The organism is Pedobacter rhizosphaerae, from assembly GCF_900111155.1.
GTDB lineage: Bacteria > Bacteroidota > Bacteroidia > Sphingobacteriales > Sphingobacteriaceae > Pedobacter > Pedobacter rhizosphaerae.
This window is the reverse complement of record NZ_FOGG01000006.1, coordinates 190,745-206,952: the sequence shown is the minus strand read 5'-3', so window position 1 is coordinate 206,952 and position 16,208 is coordinate 190,745. Positions and strand designations below refer to the sequence as shown.

Here is a 16,208-nt window from a genome sequence, read left to right as displayed (position 1 = left end):
AAAGATTAAAGCTCAAAGGATATAGTTTTTGAGTTTTTTCTTTCTACTTTCAGCTTCCATATATGTTTTTCTCCATCATCATACCCCTTTATAATCGTCCGCAAGAGATAGACGAACTTTTACATACCTTAACCAAACAAACATACACGCAGTTTGAGGTTTTGGTTATTGAGGATGGTTCTAAAAATGATGCCCGCACAATTGTAGAAGGATATGCAAACAAGCTGGATGTCAAATATTTTTTCAAGGAAAACGCAGGTCAGGGTTTTGCACGTAACTTTGGTTTTGAGAGGGCAAATGGAGAGTATTTTATCATATTTGATTCAGATTGCTTAATTCCGGCCGATTACCTGGAGACAGTAAAGAACTATCTTTATGAACATCACTTAGATGCATATGGTGGGCCTGATGCTGCGCATGATACCTTTACTCCTGTACAAAAAGCCATCAGCTATGCCATGACATCGCCATTTACCACAGGAGGAATCCGTGGAAATAAAAAGCATGTCGGGCAGTTTCATCCGCGGAGCTTTAACATGGGGGTATCCAGACAAGCCTGGGAAAAAGTGGGTGGATTTATCTTAACGAGATTAGGAGAGGATATTGAATACAGTATCCGCATCCATGAAAATGGCTTTAAAATTGGCTTAATTCCGGAGGCGAAAGTTTACCATAAACGAAGAACAAGCTTTAGTCAGTTTTACAAGCAACTGCACTTTTTCGGGCGGGCGAGGATTAATATTTATAAACACTTCCCGAAAGAGTTAAAATTGGTTCATTTTTTTCCGGCAGCTTTCACGTTGTTTGTTGGCTTTACTATTTTATGTAACCTATTCTACTGGCCATTGGCAGTTGTTTGCAATTTTTTACTGGTATTGTACTTTTTGTTGATATTTTTTCACTCTTGGTCTGTAAATAAATCTTTAAAAGTTGCATTTTTGAGCATTATATCTTCATTCATCCAGTTAACTGCTTATGGTTTAGGGTTTATGCAGGATTTATTTAAACGAGTGGTATTTAAACAGCAATGATAAATTATTTAAAAGAAAGTACGTTCGCCGTAAATGAAGTAATTCAAAAGGCATGGGGCATCCTGAAGAAACATTATTTTTCTATTGCTACACTCTGCTTTTTAATGTTTATTACAGCCAGCGCATCGAGTTTAATGGCCTTTTTTATTAAGGATGTAAGTAAGGCATTAAGCGTATTGATGGTGATAATTTTTGTATTTCTTTATTTTACCATCAATCTATCGCTTTTTAAATACATTTTTCATTTGATGGATGATGAAGAGCACGATGTGAAGATTGTAGATACCTTGCCCACCAAGTTACAAATCATTCGTTTTTTAGTCGCTACCCTTTATTTTGTGGGATGTATTTTTGGGGTGTATCTGGTTGTCATTTTAGTTGCCTTTCCCTTTATCTATACCGGAATTGATATCGAAATAGTTAAAAATGTTGCCATTTCCGTTGGGATCATTGCCATCTTTATTACCTGGTTAAGAATTTCGTTCTTTCCATTTTTTATTATTGATAAAGGTTCCAAACCGTTTGAGTCTATTAAATTAAGCTTAGCCATTACCAAGGGAAATTTTACTAAAATATTATTGCTCTTGGTTGTGTTAGGTGGAGGTTATTTAATTTATCTACTTCTTAATTATTTACAGTGGCCTCTTATTGCCTTTATTGTGAATATTTTAAGTTCATTTATTATTGTGCCTTTGTCGAGTGTAGCCTTAACAGTTGCTTATCGTAAAATTGCAGGTGAATATAAAGGAGATGAGCACCCGGATATTTTGCACAATATCGTTTAAAAACGCTCTGATTCGGAAGTCATTCGGTTATTCAATAATTCAGTTACCCAATCATTCAATCAGTCACTAATTTTATCATTCAATCATTAAAACATGGGGATAAAAGCAGCATTAAGTAAGCCCTTTGCGGCGTTTGCAGTTTGGCAAATCAACAAATGGAAGCATAATGCGGTAAAGGCACAGCAAAAAATATTACTTCAATTGCTACAAGATGCAAAGCATACGGCATTCGGGAAGGATCATCATTTTGCTGAAATCCAAAATTATAGTGATTTTAAAAAGCATGTTCCCGTTCAGGATTACGAGGGTTTAAAACCTTATGTAGATCGTGTTGTAGCAGGTGAGGCGGATGTTTTGTGGAAGGGTAAGCCACAGTATTTTGCTAAAACTTCGGGTACTACTTCTGGCGTAAAATATATTCCGCTTTCTAAAGAATCTATGCCAGAGCATATTAAGGCTGCTCGTAATGCCATTTTAACTTATATCCACGAAACAGGTAAATCAGATTTCGTAAATGGTAAAATGATTTTTCTTCAGGGGAGTCCGATTTTAACACAAAAGCACGGCATTAATATCGGTCGATTATCCGGTATTGTGGCCCACCATGTTCCAGCTTATTTGCAAAAAAACAGATTACCTTCTTACGAAACCAATTGTATTGAAGATTGGGAACAAAAGGTAGATGCCATTGTTAAGGAGACGATGAAGGAGAACATGACTTTGATTTCGGGGATTCCACCATGGGCGCAGATGTATTTTGATAAATTATCTGAACAGGCAGGAGGGAAGAAGATTGCCGAAATTTTTAAGAATTTTAGTCTGTTTATTTATGGAGGTGTAAATTTTGAGCCTTACAGAGCTAAAATAGAGCAAAGTATCGGAAAGAAAATTGATTCCATTGAAACCTATCCGGCATCTGAAGGATTTATTGCCTACCAGGATTCGCAAAAGGATAAGGGACTCTTGTTATTGGCCAACGCTGGTATTTTTTATGAATTTGTTCCTGCCGATGAATATTATAATGATAACCCAACACGTTTATCCTTAGGAGAGGTGGAGCTGGATCAAAATTATGCCTTAATTTTAAATACAAATGCAGGCTTGTGGGGTTACAGTATTGGTGATACGGTTAAGTTTGTTTCTAAGAATCCATATAAAATTGTCGTAACCGGGCGGATTAAACACTTTATATCTGCTTTTGGCGAGCACGTGATAGGGGAAGAGGTAGAGCAGGCCTTATTAACAGTGGCTAACGAGGAGCAGGTGAGCATAACAGAATTTACTGTAGCGCCACAGGTGAATCCAAATGCCGGAGAGTTGCCTTACCATGAGTGGTTTATCGAGTTTGCTAATCCGCCGAAGGATATGACGGCTTTTAGTAAAAAGGTAGATCAGGCTTTGCAACAGAAAAATATTTACTATTTTGACCTCATTGAGGGTAATATTTTGCAACCGCTCATTATCCGTAGTTTGGAGAAAGATGCCTTTGTGAATTATATGAAAAGCGAAGGGAAGTTGGGTGGACAAAACAAAGTGCCGAGATTGAGTAATGACAGGAAGTTGGCTGAGGGGTTGGAAGGTTATATCATCGCTTAATCATCTAGATGTTTAATCGTTTAACTGTCTAACTGTTTAATCGGTGATTTTTTAACACAGAAAATCGAAAGGAATAGGCTTAAAAGTATATTCTTTTTGACCCGGTTAAACAATTAAGCAATTCTTCCTTATTGCGTTAGAGAGAACAACAATTAGGTAATTAAACAGTTAAACAATTGTTCATTTTGAGTTGGAAAGAACAACAATTAAGCAATTAAACAATTTAACAATTGTTCATCATTGCGCTAGAAATAAGAAATTGAATAATAAAATAATAGATACTGTAAAAACCATAGCCATTTTAGGTTCTACAGGGAGTATAGGTACGCAGGCCTTAGAGGTGGTAAGGGATAACCCGGACATTTTTAGGGTGTCTGTATTATCTGCGCTTAAAAATGCAGAATTGCTGATCAGGCAGGCCAGGGAATTTAAACCTGAAACGGTTGTAATTTGTGATGAAAGTCAGTATTTGCACGTTAAAGAATCATTAGCTGGATTTGGTATTCAGGTATTGGCTGGCGAGGCTGCCTTAACAGAGGTAGCGGCTTATCCATCAAGTGATGTGGTATTAACTGCTTTGATGGGCTCTGTGGGCTTAAAACCTACCATAGCAGCCATAGAGGCAGGTAAAAACATCGCCTTAGCCAACAAGGAAACCTTAGTGGTAGCAGGAGAGCTGATTACTGAGCTTGCTGCCAAACAACAAATTAAGATTCTTCCGGTTGATTCTGAACATTCGGCTATTTTCCAATGTCTGGTTGGTGAAGAACATAACGAAATCGAGAAAATTTACCTTACTGCCTCAGGTGGTCCGTTTTTAGGAAAAGATAAAACATTTCTTTCCGGTGTAAAGAAGGAGCAAGCACTAAAACATCCCAACTGGGTGATGGGGGCAAAGATTACCATCGACTCGGCTACTTTGATGAACAAAGGTTTAGAAGTAATCGAAGCGAAGTGGTTATTCAATTTGGCAGTAGATCAGATTGATGTGATTGTTCATCCCCAATCGATTATTCACTCCATTGTACAATTTACAGATGGTTCAATGAAAGCCCAAATGGGTGTTCCGGATATGAAATTGCCTATTCAATATGCTTTTACTTATCCCGATAGGCTAAAAAATAATTTTAAACGTTTTAATTTCCTGGATTATCCAAATTTCAGCTTTCAGCAAGCAGATCTTGAAACATTTAAGAATTTAGATTTGGCCTATACCGCTTTGAAAAGGGGCGGAAATATGCCTTGTATCTTAAATGCAGCAAATGAAGTAATGGTTGATGCTTTTTTAAAAGATAAGGTAGGATTTTTAGAAATGAGTGAGGTAATTGAGCGTTGTATGCAAGAGATTAAGTTCATTGAAAAACCACAATTGAGCGATTATTTAGAAACTGACAAACATAGCCGTATCTTAGCGGCCGAATTGGTAACAAAAAGTATATTTTAACATCTAACATAAAAATAGAAAGCGAATATGAATGGATTGATTATGGCGGGCCAGCTACTGCTCGGATTGTCGATATTAGTAATACTACACGAATTAGGACATTTCTTGGCGGCAAGGGCTTTTGGCATAAAAGTGGAGAAGTTTTACCTTTTCTTTGATGCTTGGGGATTTAAACTCTTTAGCTTCAAAAAAGGAGATGTAGAATATGGAATTGGTTGGCTTCCGTTAGGAGGTTACGTTAAAATTGCCGGTATGATTGACGAGAGCATGGATACCGAGCAAATGGCTAAACCGGCACAGCCATGGGAGTTCCGGTCAAAACCAGCCTGGCAACGACTAATCGTCATGCTTGGCGGTATTATTGTAAACGTACTTGTAGGTATTCTAATTTTTTGGATGCTTACTTTCACCAAAGGACAAAATTATACTGTAAATAGTAAATTAACAGATGGTATTGCAGTAGGTAATATTGGACGAGAAATAGGGCTGAAGAATGGCGACCGTATATTAGCCATTAACGGAGTTAAACTAATTAAGTTCGAAGATCTGATCAGCTCAAAGGTTTTATTTGGCGATGCTCAGTTAACTGTATTGCGAGGAGATAAAACCTTGTATGTTACTGTACCTGATAATGTATTGAATAAAATATCTAAAAATGAGAAGGATAATTTTATCTCGCCACGTTTTAGGATGCAAAGTCTTAAAACTGTTGAGGCACCTGATGAAAAGAAAAACGGACCTTCTTTCTTTGAAAAGTTATTTGGAAGAAAAACGGAAGTACCTGTTTATCCGGCTTATGCTGCGGGAATTAAGCCTGGTGATAGCATTTTAACTGTAAATAACAGACCTATTACTTTCTTTGATGAGTTTAAAGAAGAGGTATCTAAAAACGCTGGAAAAAGGGTTGATATCAAAGCACTTCGTAAAGGTAAAGAGGTTAATTTTAACCTCCCGGTTACGGCTGATGGAATTATAGGGGTAATGCCAAATGCTGCGGTTCTTCCTTCGGCACATGTAGATTTTAGCTTCTTCGAGTCGCTACCTGTAGGGTTAAATATGGCCTGGAGTACTTTTGCCGATAACGCTAAAGGTATTGGAAAAATGTTAACAGGTAAAGTAAGTGCCAGAAACATCAGCAGTCCTATTGGTATTGCCAAAGTGTATGGAAGTACTTTCGACTGGGTTAAATTCTGGACTTTAACGGGTTTAATTTCTATGGCTCTGGCTTTTATGAACTTATTGCCTATCCCAGGTTTGGATGGTGGGCACGTAGTGTTCCTGTTGATCGAAATGATCCAACGTAAACCAGTAAGTGAAAAAGTATTGGAAAGAGCACAGATTGTAGGTTTTGTGATCTTGATTAGCCTCATGGTGTTTGCCTTTGGTAATGATATTTTAAAATCTTTCGGTAAGTAAAATCTATTGATTAATATTGCCGCCAATGTGCTGATTTCTTCGGTACATTGGCGGCTTTTTTATTTTCAAGAACCCATGACTGAATACAAATCTCTTCCCAATTATTTTGAGTTTTATCATATACCGGTAGCTTTTAATCCGGATCTGAATGCCATCAAACTACAGTTCTATGCTAATAGCAAGAAGTATCACCCAGATTTTTTCGCCAATGAATCGGATGAGAAGCAGCAAGAGGTACTGGAGCTGTCTACCTTGAATAATAAGGCTTATCAGGTGCTAACTAGCCCTCAAAGGCGCTTAAAATACGTTTTAGAACTTTTGGGTATAGTAGAAACAGACGAGGGATATAAATTGCCTCAGGATTTTTTAATGGATATGATGGATATTAATGAGGCCCTGATGGATTTGGAATTTGAACCGGATGCAGCAAAAATCAATCAATTGAAAGAAGATGTTGCTGAAATTGCAAAAGGTCTGGATCATGAATTGGAACATTTAACCCAGGCTTACGATACCAGCAACACAGACAAGGAAAGCGTTTTGGCTACTATTAAAGATATTTTCTATCGCCAGAAATACGTAGCCCGTATCCAAGAGAAGTTACAGCAGCCTTAAGCCTTTGATGGACACCGGAATGTAAAAACAAATATTAGTTTTTGCACCCTAATCGCTTTACGGTATTTTCGGGAAAACAATCAGATCATGAACAGTACCGTTTCCTTATTTCGTAAAGTAGCCGTTGCAGAAGGCATTTCGTACCTCCTTTTATTATTTGTGGCAATGCCGCTAAAGTATTTTGCCAATATGCCTTTGGCGGTTAAATACACCGGCTGGGCGCATGGTCTTTTATTCGTTTTATACGCCGCTTTATTGGTGATGGCCTGGCAAGAACAAAAATGGAAATTTGGTAAAGCGGTGTTGATATTTCTAGCTTCTTTATTGCCTTTTGCCCCTTTTATTGTGGATAGGAAGCTTAAAGATGAACGTGCTGAAAATGTAAATGGCAGTTTGTAAGTAGGTTATCAAATATTTTAAATCAAAGTGAAAATATTTTTTGCTTTTTCGCTTTCGTTGCCTACATTTGCATCCCCGTCCAACACATGCCCGGATGGCGGAATTGGTAGACGCGCTGGTCTCAAACACCTGTGGGAAACCGTGCCGGTTCGACTCCGGCTCCGGGTACTAGCTTTAAAGCCTTCGAGAAATCGGAGGCTTTTTTGTAACTTAAAGCTTAATTGTCGGTTATGTCAGTAGATCTAAAGATTATTCCGAATCAACTATTAGACAGCTACCTTCAGCAGTTGCCATACCATCTTAACGTCATGTTCGAACAGTTAAGAGATGCAGAACTTTCCACTGTAAATTTTAGTTTTTACACTTCAGTTTCTTCCGTATTCTCCAGTAAGATTGAAGGAGAGCGCATAGAATTGGATTCTTTTATCAAACACAAACGAGATGGTATTCCTTTTCGAGCAGATTACACACAGAAAATTGATGACTTGTATGATGCCTATATCTTTGCTCAGCATAATAGGTTATCTAAAGAAAACATAGCAGAAGCCCACCGGTTGTTAAGCAGGCATATTCTAAATAAATCGGCACAAGGAAATTTTAGAACGCAAAATATGTATGTTTCTACACCTGATGGAAAAATTGAATATGTAGCAGCATTACCCTTCGACATTCCTGTTGAAATGCAAAAATTTTATCTTGACCTTGAAACATTAATTAATGCGAATTTGTCAATTGAAGAAACATTTTTCTATGCCGCAATGATTCATTTGGTCTTTGTAAAAATCCATCCCTGGAACGACGGAAATGGCAGGAGCGTAAGATTAATTGAAAAATGGTTTTTAGCTGAAAAGTTAGGGCAAAGAGCCTGGTATTTACCCAGCGAAAGATATTACTATGATCAACATGAGTTGTATTACACTAATATTCGTAAACTAGGATTAGAATATTTTGAATTGGATTACAGTAATTCAATGCCATTTTTATTGATGCTTCCGGCTAGTTTTTAAATTTCAATTCTGTTTGAACCACTAGCCCGACATTAACCTTGTTCAATTGTATCTTTATTCCCATTTCTATTCTTTAAAAAAAGGAAAAATCAGCAACACTAACATCGTCGCATTTAACCCCTTAAGTTGTCGTTTTTGGATATTTCTATGTAAGGTGCATTGCTGTACATTTGAATATACTAAATCAGAAAACAATTATGGCAACACAAATTTTTGTGAACTTATCCGTTAAAGACCTTGACCTGTCTGTAGCATTTTTCACCAAACTTGGTTATACCTTTAACCCCCAATTTACCGACGAGAATGCAACCTGCATGGTTATTAGTGATACCATTTATGTTATGCTCTTAACAGAGACTTACTTTCAAACCTTTACCAAAAAGCAAATTGTTGATGCGCATAAAGCGGTAGAGTGTTCTATTGCGCTATCAGCAGATAGTAAGGATGCCGTTAACGAAATGGTAGAGAAAGCAGTGGCCGCCGGAGCCACAATACCTAATGAGGCCAGCGATTACGGTTTTATGTATCAGCATAGCTTTGATGATCTTGATGGTCATCATTGGGAATTTGTATGGATGAACCCTGATGGCATGCCTGAACATCAGGGCTAGATATTAATACTTAATAGCAAATGTTGAGGTTTAGCTTTTGATCTTTTTTAGTCTGCGGGAAAGCGTCTATCTCCCGCAGATTAAAATTGATTTTCGCAGATTGGCTTTTAACTCGTTTGGCTGCACGTAAAACACTCTTGGTTTAAACTTATCTTTTTGAAAGATACGGTAATCTAACTAGCCTTAATTTTATGAAAATATTGGTTAATCAATTTTGTTGGTTTCTTTAAACTTAGTCATTGCAACTTGCCTGGCCTGATCAAGAGTACCCAAATCCCTGTGCATTTTTAATTTTCTCCGTGCCAGCTCAAAAGCCTCCTCTTGCGCTTTTTGTGCTTTTGTGTGGTCACGCTCCAGCGAGATAGACATGAGTTGTGCCTCCTGAATGTCCATTTCTTTTAAGCGGAGTATGGATTTATAGTAATCGGTAGTAATTAGTTTTAGAGGCTTTGCATTTTGTAAATCATCTACATCTGCCTTCGCCATCGTTGCAACAACTTCCTTTAATGCGTTGGCCTGCTTTTTTGCCAGTGCAAGCGCTAAGTCTGGTTTTTTGGCAATCAGTGCTTCCAGCCTTTTATCTTCCACATTTTTATCGATCAGGATATGAAATACCTTCCTTTCGGTTGAGTCGAGTAGGGTAGCATATTTTTGTGCTTTTCTAGATTGGCAAGAAAAAAGTGTTGAAATGAAAAGTAATGCAAAAAGGTATTTCATAGTGTAGGGTTATTTTTCTTTAACAGTTCTGCCAATTTATTGTTTGGGCAAGCATTACAGGGCAAGGGAATCGTAAAAGCTTATATCATCACTTGTATTTCTCTCTGCATAATCCAATCTCTTTCTCCTATCTTTGCCAACAATTCAATATTTCCATACTGTGATTAATGTAAATAATATTTCCGTTTCATTCGGCGGAACTACCCTCTTTAGCGATGTAACCTTTTCGATAAACGAGAACGATAAAATTGCCCTGATGGGTAAAAATGGTGCAGGCAAATCCACAATCCTGAAAATTATTGCCGATGTTGCCAAGCCTACTTCAGGTAATGTAACTGGTCCGAAGGATGCGGTTATAGCCTATTTGCCACAGCACTTGCTTACCCAGGATAAGGTGACTGTTTTTGAAGAAGCGATGAAGGCCTTTGAAGAAGTTAACCAGATGCAAAAAGAACTCGATGAGCTGAATGAGCAACTGACTATTCGTACGGATTACGAGAGTGACGACTACATGAAGCTGATTGAGCGGGTATCGGAACTGAGCGAGAAATTTTATTCTATAGAAGAGGTAAATTATGATGCAGAGGTAGAAAAGGTGTTAAAGGGCTTAGGCTTTGAACGCAAGGACTTTTCTCGCCAAACTTCAGAGTTTTCTGGTGGATGGCGTATGCGTATTGAGTTGGCGAAGATCCTGTTAAAGAAACCTGATCTTATCCTGCTCGATGAGCCTACCAACCACATGGATATTGAAAGTATACAATGGCTGGAAGATTTCTTAATTAACTCGGCCAATGCGGTTATGGTAATTTCTCACGACCGTGCCTTTGTAGATAATATTGCCAATCGTACCATCGAGGTTACCATGGGTAGAATATACGATTACAAGGCAAAATACAGTCATTATCTTCAATTGCGTGCAGATCGCCGCGTACATCAGTTGAAGGCTTATGAAGAACAACAACGTTTCATTGCCGATAACCAGGAGTTTATAGATCGCTTTAGGGGTACCTACTCAAAAACATTGCAGGTACAATCGCGCGTAAAGATGCTCGAAAAACTAGAAATTATTGAGATTGATGAGGTGGACACTTCAGCATTGCGTTTGAAATTTCCGCCTTCGCCACGTTCTGGCCAATACCCTGTAATGGTAGAAGAGTTAACCAAAACTTATGGAGACCATGTGGTGTTCGATAAAGCATCTATGGTGATTGAACGTGGAGAGAAAGTGGCCTTTGTAGGTAAAAATGGAGAAGGTAAGTCGACCATGATCAAAGCCATTATGAACGAGATTGATTTTGAAGGGGGCTTAAAAGTGGGGCATAATGCCAAAATTGGCTACTTTGCACAAAATCAGGCGGCATTGCTGGATGAGAGCTTAACTGTATTCGAAACCATAGACCAGATTCCTTTAACCGATGGCACTATAAAAATTAAAGACCTTTTGGGTGCTTTTATGTTTAGCGGTGATGATACAACTAAAAAAGTTAAGGTGCTTTCTGGTGGAGAGAAAACCCGTTTAGCCATGATCAAGCTGTTGCTAGAACCGGTAAACGTTTTAATACTGGATGAGCCAACTAACCATTTGGATATGAAAACCAAGGATATTATTAAAGATGCCTTAAAGGATTTTGACGGAACGCTGATTCTGGTTTCGCACGACAGGGATTTTTTAGATGGGTTGGTAAATAAAGTATTCGAATTTGGTAATAAACGCGTTCGTGAACATTTTGAAGATATTAAAGGATTTTTGGCTTACAAGAAAATGGATAGCTTAAAAGAAATAGAGAAAAATTAAATCTTTTTGAAACTAAAATTATACTGAAGCCTTAGCGAGAGATTGTTAAGGCTTTTTTTTATCTAGGATTTCTTCATGATTTTAAGTGATTAAGGTTACACACCTTGACACAAAATCCCCCGTTAAATGTCTCTTCTGCACCTCAAGTGTTCCTTCGTATTTCGTTAACTTTAATCAAATTTTCTAAAAAAAACATCGATATGAAACCTAGGAAAATATGGTCAAATTTAACGGTAAGTGATTTAGACCGGACTACAAAATTTTATTCCGCATTGGGATTTAAATCTAACGGAAGATCTTCTGATTTGACAAGCTTTTTTGTTGGGGAGGATAACTTTATTATACACTTTTTTTTAACAGAAAAGCTAAAGGCGAATGTAGATATTGAAATTTCTGATGCACATATTGCCAACGAAATCATCTTTACCCTTTCTGCTGAGAGCCAGGATGAGGTGGATAAATGGGCAGCGGAAGTAGAAAGCGCTGGCGGGAAAATTGTATCGGCGCCGGCTGAGTTTGGGGAGGGATATTATGGTTTTGTATTTGCCGATCCTGACGGGCATAAATTCAACGTGTTTTATATGTGATGGGGCATCGCTAATGTTGAATTTTTTATCAGTATTACAAATATCTAAGATTTCGTTCTATGCTAGGCCAGATTGCGAGTTGAAGCGGCTTTCAGGCTAAATCAATAACCTTGATGATGCTTTGATCGGCACAAACAACAATGGTATTTACTAAAGTTATATCTGCTTTTATTTGCGGGAAACTAATCCAAATTAATTCCCGCAGATCTAAGAGATTATTGGCGATAAGCATACCAGCCTTAATTTTTATATGGGGTGTTAGGGTATATTTTTATTAAAAGCTTTCAGTACTTAATCCATTGTATCAATGCCTAATGAACTATTTTAAGGTAACATCCAGGTAAACAGAATGGCGGCCATAAGTTTCATAGAATGGCTTGAAAAGAACATTGTCAATGGTAAATTCTAGTTTTTCAGGATCGCCTTGAATGGTTTTACTGATATCGCCAGCATCTAAGGTTATTTTACGCCAATCTTTTCTTGCTTCTAGTTCTTGTGCCGCTAATAATATTGGGCCGTAAAACAAACTGGCGATATTCTCCTGATCCATTACAGGATCCAAGTGGAATTGGAAAGGCATTTTCAGTTCTATAACATCACCATCTTTCCATGTACGGCTAATTTTTAAGTAGGAGCCAGGGTTGGCCTTAAGCTTTTCGGCTTTGCCATTAATGGTTACAAAAAATCCCTTAGTTGCCCAGCCCGGTACGCGTACATTAAGATCAAATTTTCCATTGCCTCTAATGGTTAATCGGGTATTATCTTCTTTAGGGAAGTTTGTGGTTTGCTCTACAGTAATTTTTCGCGCTGTCCATTGAAGTGTTGAAGGAATATATAAATTCACATAAAGCGCCTGGTTATCTTTGCTTTTAAAGTAAATTGAATTTTGCAATTTGGTACTGCTTTCTATAGCCGTACCGTTGCAGCAGGTGAAGCCAGTCATGTCGCCATTACCAAATTGTTTAACAGAACCCGGTCTGAGGGGAACGTGATAGGTATTTGCAGGGCTATTTTCAGCTACAGAAGCCAATATATGATTGTATAATCCTCGTTCATAATAATCCATTAGCTCTGCACGCTGATCGAAGAGAAACAAATCTCCTGTTAATTTGAGCATGTTATAAGTAGCACAGGTTTCGTTTTGTCCGCCTTCGGAGAAACCATTTTCATATAAGGTGCCGGGTTGAGCAACAAAGCATTCTGCATTTGCCGGATTACGTGCACCTGCAACTCCACCAATGCTATACATATAATCACTCACCATTTTATTCCAGAAGTTATCAGCTATGCTGTAATATTCAGGATTATGGGAAACACGGTACATTTCTATGCTTCCAACAATTTGTGGAATGTGCTGGTTGGCGTGCAGGCCACGAAAAATATCTACATTTTTAGCTAATCCATGCGAATGTGCAGTATCGCCATAGAACACTTTAATGTTATCAAATAATTGCGCCGTTTTGAGGTAGTTCTGTTGCCCGGTAATGCGGTACAGGCGTGCCATAGATTCGTTCATCCCACCAAACTCACCGGCAATATAGGTATTCCACATTTTTATCAATGTTTCTTGTGGTAGCTGACTTAAGCGGGCATATACCCAATCGCTCATGTTGGTGGCTATTTCAAGGGCTTTTTTATTTCCACTCACTTCATACACATCCATTAAGCCCGCCAAAATTTTATGCAAGGTGTAATATGGTGCCCAAACCTGGTTCTTTTGTCCACCGTATTTTGCTCCGTTTTCTAGCATGATAAATTGATCGGGCGGATAGGCACTGATAAATCCTTTTCCCCAGTTCCAATAATCGGTACGAATGCCTGCTTCACTTAAATCTGAATCATAATCTGATTTGCCGGGACCATGTGGCACCGCTTTTGGATCGGAGATGAAAGGAGCACCTGCACTTTTAGCTTTTCCAGACAACTGCGATAAATCATACAGGGTATTCACCATATATTCCATTTTTTTGGAGAAGTTGGCTTGAAGTGCTTTATCATATCCGGTACCTGCATAGGCTTGCGCAATTGCCGAAAGGTAGTGGCCTGTAGCATGTCCCCTTAATTTGGTGTCTTCACTGTCCCACACCCCCAAAGGTTTGGCACCCTCAGGCTGTTTTTGTCCGAAAGCATGGCGAAACATATAGAGGAATGAATTAGGATCAGTTTTAGCCAGTGTATTGATAAATTTGTCGCGATTTTCGATAAACTTGGTGGAATGGCCATGAGCATCACTATGGAGTGTAACCTGGTTTAAAGCAAATGCCTCCAACTTTAAAGTTGGGGCGGTCGATTTTTTCGTCTCCTTTACGGTTACAACTGCCTTTGGCTGAAAATTTGTTCCGGCAACACGACCGGTAATGGTGTAAGTGCCGGGCTTCAAAACCGTACTGTTATCGGTTGGTGAAGGCCAGAGTACCCGTACTTTCGGACCTTTCTTATCATGCTTATAAGTGCCAGATACATAGCTTGGCAATCGGGGTAAATTTCCTACAACAGTTTCTACCGTTACGTCTGCCACACTGGTTAAATAAGCATTGTAAAGCTGTGGGGTGCCTGGAGAAAATTTAGGAAGATCATCTTCACGCTTACCTACGTTTACTGTGCTTTCCTGACTGCCTTTTTGCGCATTGCGATAAATTCCGGCAATCTGTCTTGCACTTAGTGGAACACGATAAATACGAAAATCATGCACCAAAGCATTAAGGTAAGGATCTGCGGTTGCAAAGGATTTTCCAATGTAAAGCAAGTTTTTTTTCGCTGATTGCTGATCAAATACAGTAGTTAAATCCAGTGGAATCCCTTTTATTTCGGACACAAGCTTACTATCAACATAGGTGAGCATAGATTTGGAGGGAACATCTAGCACAATGCTAAGATAAACCCATTTATTGAGTTCGATGGCAGGAGAAGCGGTTCCTTTTTTATTCGTTTCCTTTGTGCTGATAAAGGTCTGAAAACCTTCCTGGGCACTGGTTCCAACCGGGGCTGCAAAAAAATGTTGGCTTACATCTCTGCCAAAATCAAAAAAACGTTGGCCAGATTGTTTTGAACGCAGATATATCCATCCCGATATACTGAGTGATTCAATATCTGTTAATACTTCGCCGGGGATGGAAATAAAAGAATTGCTTTCTCCAGTTAGAGATAAAACCTGACCAAACCGAGTATCAGTTATGAATTTGGCTCCAGTACCTTGAAGTTTGGCGTGAAAATTATTTCTCGACCAGTCTTTAACATCTCCATTGAAGATGTAGCGAGCACTCATTCCGGTTTCACCAATCCCATCTAATATCTGATCGCCATTTTGTGCCTGAGCAACGTTAAAACTTTGGGTTAGAACAGTAACCAGGAGCACCGCACGGAAGAATACGCTGTATATTTTCATATTTAAATTTTGTAGTCAAGTATTTAGCCTTCTGTTTTCATCCTTCAACACTAACTTCTCCTTAAGAGGTAGCCAGACCTTGAGTAAGTGAATGGTGGCGTAAAAAAAGCTCGATAAAATTATAAACAAGCCCCGTGTATTTATGGGTCTTTTTTAGCTAAAAACTGCAAGATATTAACAAGTATTTCTGCTAGAAATGAAAGGTATGTAATTGTGCTAAGCTTTTGGATACATTCTAATACAATTATTTGGAGTAGCTATATTTTTATTGCAATTTTCATTACCTTACACTTACCAAATGTAAGATATAGAGCAACTGATGTAAATGAAAAAACAATTTTTTAAATATTCTTTATCCATTTCAGTATGCAAATTAAAAAACAAATCAATGTAGCGCCGGATTTTGTCATAACTCATTTTGGACTTTACCAAAAAGAGGAGAGGAGTAAGGAATTGAATGACCAGAAAAATGTTAACCGTGTAGAGGCCGGCAACGAATTTTCAGGAATCAAGTTGTTGCTTGCTAAAATTTTCCGTTGGTAGTAAAAAAACCAGACGATATAGATTATTAACGGCCAGGAACTGAACTTTTCCTCATTGTAATATGGTAATGGCCATGTTTTAACAGTGTATTTCCTGCATTGCTATTTTGCGAATATCTGTAATCAGCGGGGGAAATTGAAATGTATTCCTGCGGGGCATTTTCAATAATCTATCCTATCATCACCACTTATTACCATAATTAAACTAATTGTAAGCTTATTTTGCCTAAATAGAGCTGAGGGATATTCCTTTGCCATTTATAAACTATTTTTGGTCA

At 38.2% G+C, this 16,208-nt stretch carries 14 protein-coding genes and 1 tRNA gene; 13 read left to right on the top strand and 2 right to left on the bottom strand.

Annotated elements, in window-relative coordinates; translation table 11 throughout:
- Positions 1-62 precede the first annotated feature (62 nt).
- The 10 genes from BMX11_RS07010 (at position 63) to BMX11_RS06965 (ending at position 8,904) form a co-directional block, all read left to right on the top strand.
- Positions 63-1,031 (top strand): glycosyltransferase family 2 protein, encoded by a 969-nt coding sequence (locus BMX11_RS07010; RefSeq protein WP_090882838.1) that lies wholly within the window; start codon positions 63-65, stop codon positions 1,029-1,031.
- Complete coding sequence (locus tag BMX11_RS07005; RefSeq protein ID WP_090882836.1) at positions 1,028-1,816, top strand: hypothetical protein; 789 nt, start codon at positions 1,028-1,030, stop codon at positions 1,814-1,816. The genes BMX11_RS07010 and BMX11_RS07005 overlap by 4 nt, the downstream gene beginning before the upstream one ends.
- Before the next feature lie 93 nt (positions 1,817-1,909).
- Positions 1,910-3,412, top strand: a complete 1,503-nt coding sequence (locus tag BMX11_RS07000; RefSeq protein WP_090882834.1) for a GH3 auxin-responsive promoter family protein — start codon at positions 1,910-1,912, stop codon at positions 3,410-3,412.
- Between the two features lie 259 nt (positions 3,413-3,671).
- Positions 3,672-4,856, top strand: coding sequence for a 1-deoxy-D-xylulose-5-phosphate reductoisomerase (locus BMX11_RS06995; protein WP_245738602.1), 1,185 nt, complete (start codon positions 3,672-3,674; stop codon positions 4,854-4,856).
- 27 nt (positions 4,857-4,883) lie between these two features.
- Positions 4,884-6,272, top strand: a complete 1,389-nt coding sequence (gene rseP / locus BMX11_RS06990) for an RIP metalloprotease RseP (RefSeq protein WP_090882832.1) — start codon at positions 4,884-4,886, stop codon at positions 6,270-6,272.
- A 75-nt stretch (positions 6,273-6,347) separates the two neighbouring features.
- Positions 6,348-6,887 carry an iron-sulfur cluster co-chaperone HscB C-terminal domain-containing protein gene (locus BMX11_RS06985; protein ID WP_090882944.1) on the top strand — a complete coding sequence of 180 codons (540 nt, stop codon included), beginning with the start codon at positions 6,348-6,350 and terminating at the stop codon, positions 6,885-6,887.
- 87 nt (positions 6,888-6,974) lie between these two features.
- The gene (locus tag BMX11_RS06980; RefSeq protein WP_090882830.1) at positions 6,975-7,286 is read left to right on the top strand and encodes a DUF3817 domain-containing protein; all 312 of its coding nucleotides are present in this window, start codon (positions 6,975-6,977) and stop codon (positions 7,284-7,286) included.
- An 88-nt stretch (positions 7,287-7,374) separates the two neighbouring features.
- Positions 7,375-7,454 (top strand) — tRNA-Leu (locus BMX11_RS06975).
- A gap of 62 nt (positions 7,455-7,516) precedes the next feature.
- Complete coding sequence (locus BMX11_RS06970; RefSeq protein ID WP_090882828.1) at positions 7,517-8,293, top strand: Fic family protein; 777 nt, start codon at positions 7,517-7,519, stop codon at positions 8,291-8,293.
- A 197-nt stretch (positions 8,294-8,490) separates the two neighbouring features.
- Positions 8,491-8,904, top strand: a complete 414-nt coding sequence (locus BMX11_RS06965) for a VOC family protein (RefSeq protein ID WP_090882826.1) — start codon at positions 8,491-8,493, stop codon at positions 8,902-8,904.
- 204 nt (positions 8,905-9,108) lie between these two features.
- Here the strand turns inward: BMX11_RS06965 and BMX11_RS06960 are convergent, their stop codons facing one another.
- Positions 9,109-9,621, bottom strand: coding sequence for a hypothetical protein (locus BMX11_RS06960; protein WP_090882824.1), 513 nt, complete (start codon positions 9,619-9,621; stop codon positions 9,109-9,111).
- 160 nt (positions 9,622-9,781) lie between these two features.
- On the opposite strand from BMX11_RS06960, the gene BMX11_RS06955 reads away from it, so the two are divergent.
- Both BMX11_RS06955 and BMX11_RS06950 read left to right on the top strand, forming a co-directional pair.
- Positions 9,782-11,416, top strand: coding sequence for an ABC-F family ATP-binding cassette domain-containing protein (locus BMX11_RS06955; protein ID WP_090882821.1), 1,635 nt, complete (start codon positions 9,782-9,784; stop codon positions 11,414-11,416).
- Between the two features lie 200 nt (positions 11,417-11,616).
- On the top strand, positions 11,617-12,003 hold the full coding sequence (locus BMX11_RS06950; protein WP_090882819.1) for a VOC family protein: 387 nt from the start codon (positions 11,617-11,619) through the stop codon (positions 12,001-12,003).
- Between the two features lie 319 nt (positions 12,004-12,322).
- Here BMX11_RS06950 and BMX11_RS06945 read toward each other — a convergent pair whose 3' ends face one another.
- Positions 12,323-15,388 carry a beta-L-arabinofuranosidase domain-containing protein gene (locus BMX11_RS06945; protein ID WP_090882817.1) on the bottom strand — a complete coding sequence of 1,022 codons (3,066 nt, stop codon included), beginning with the start codon at positions 15,386-15,388 and terminating at the stop codon, positions 12,323-12,325.
- Between the two features lie 366 nt (positions 15,389-15,754).
- On the opposite strand from BMX11_RS06945, the gene BMX11_RS24255 reads away from it, so the two are divergent.
- The gene (locus BMX11_RS24255; protein WP_175474494.1) at positions 15,755-15,931 is read left to right on the top strand and encodes a hypothetical protein; all 177 of its coding nucleotides are present in this window, start codon (positions 15,755-15,757) and stop codon (positions 15,929-15,931) included.
- Positions 15,932-16,208: the final 277 nt, after the last annotated feature.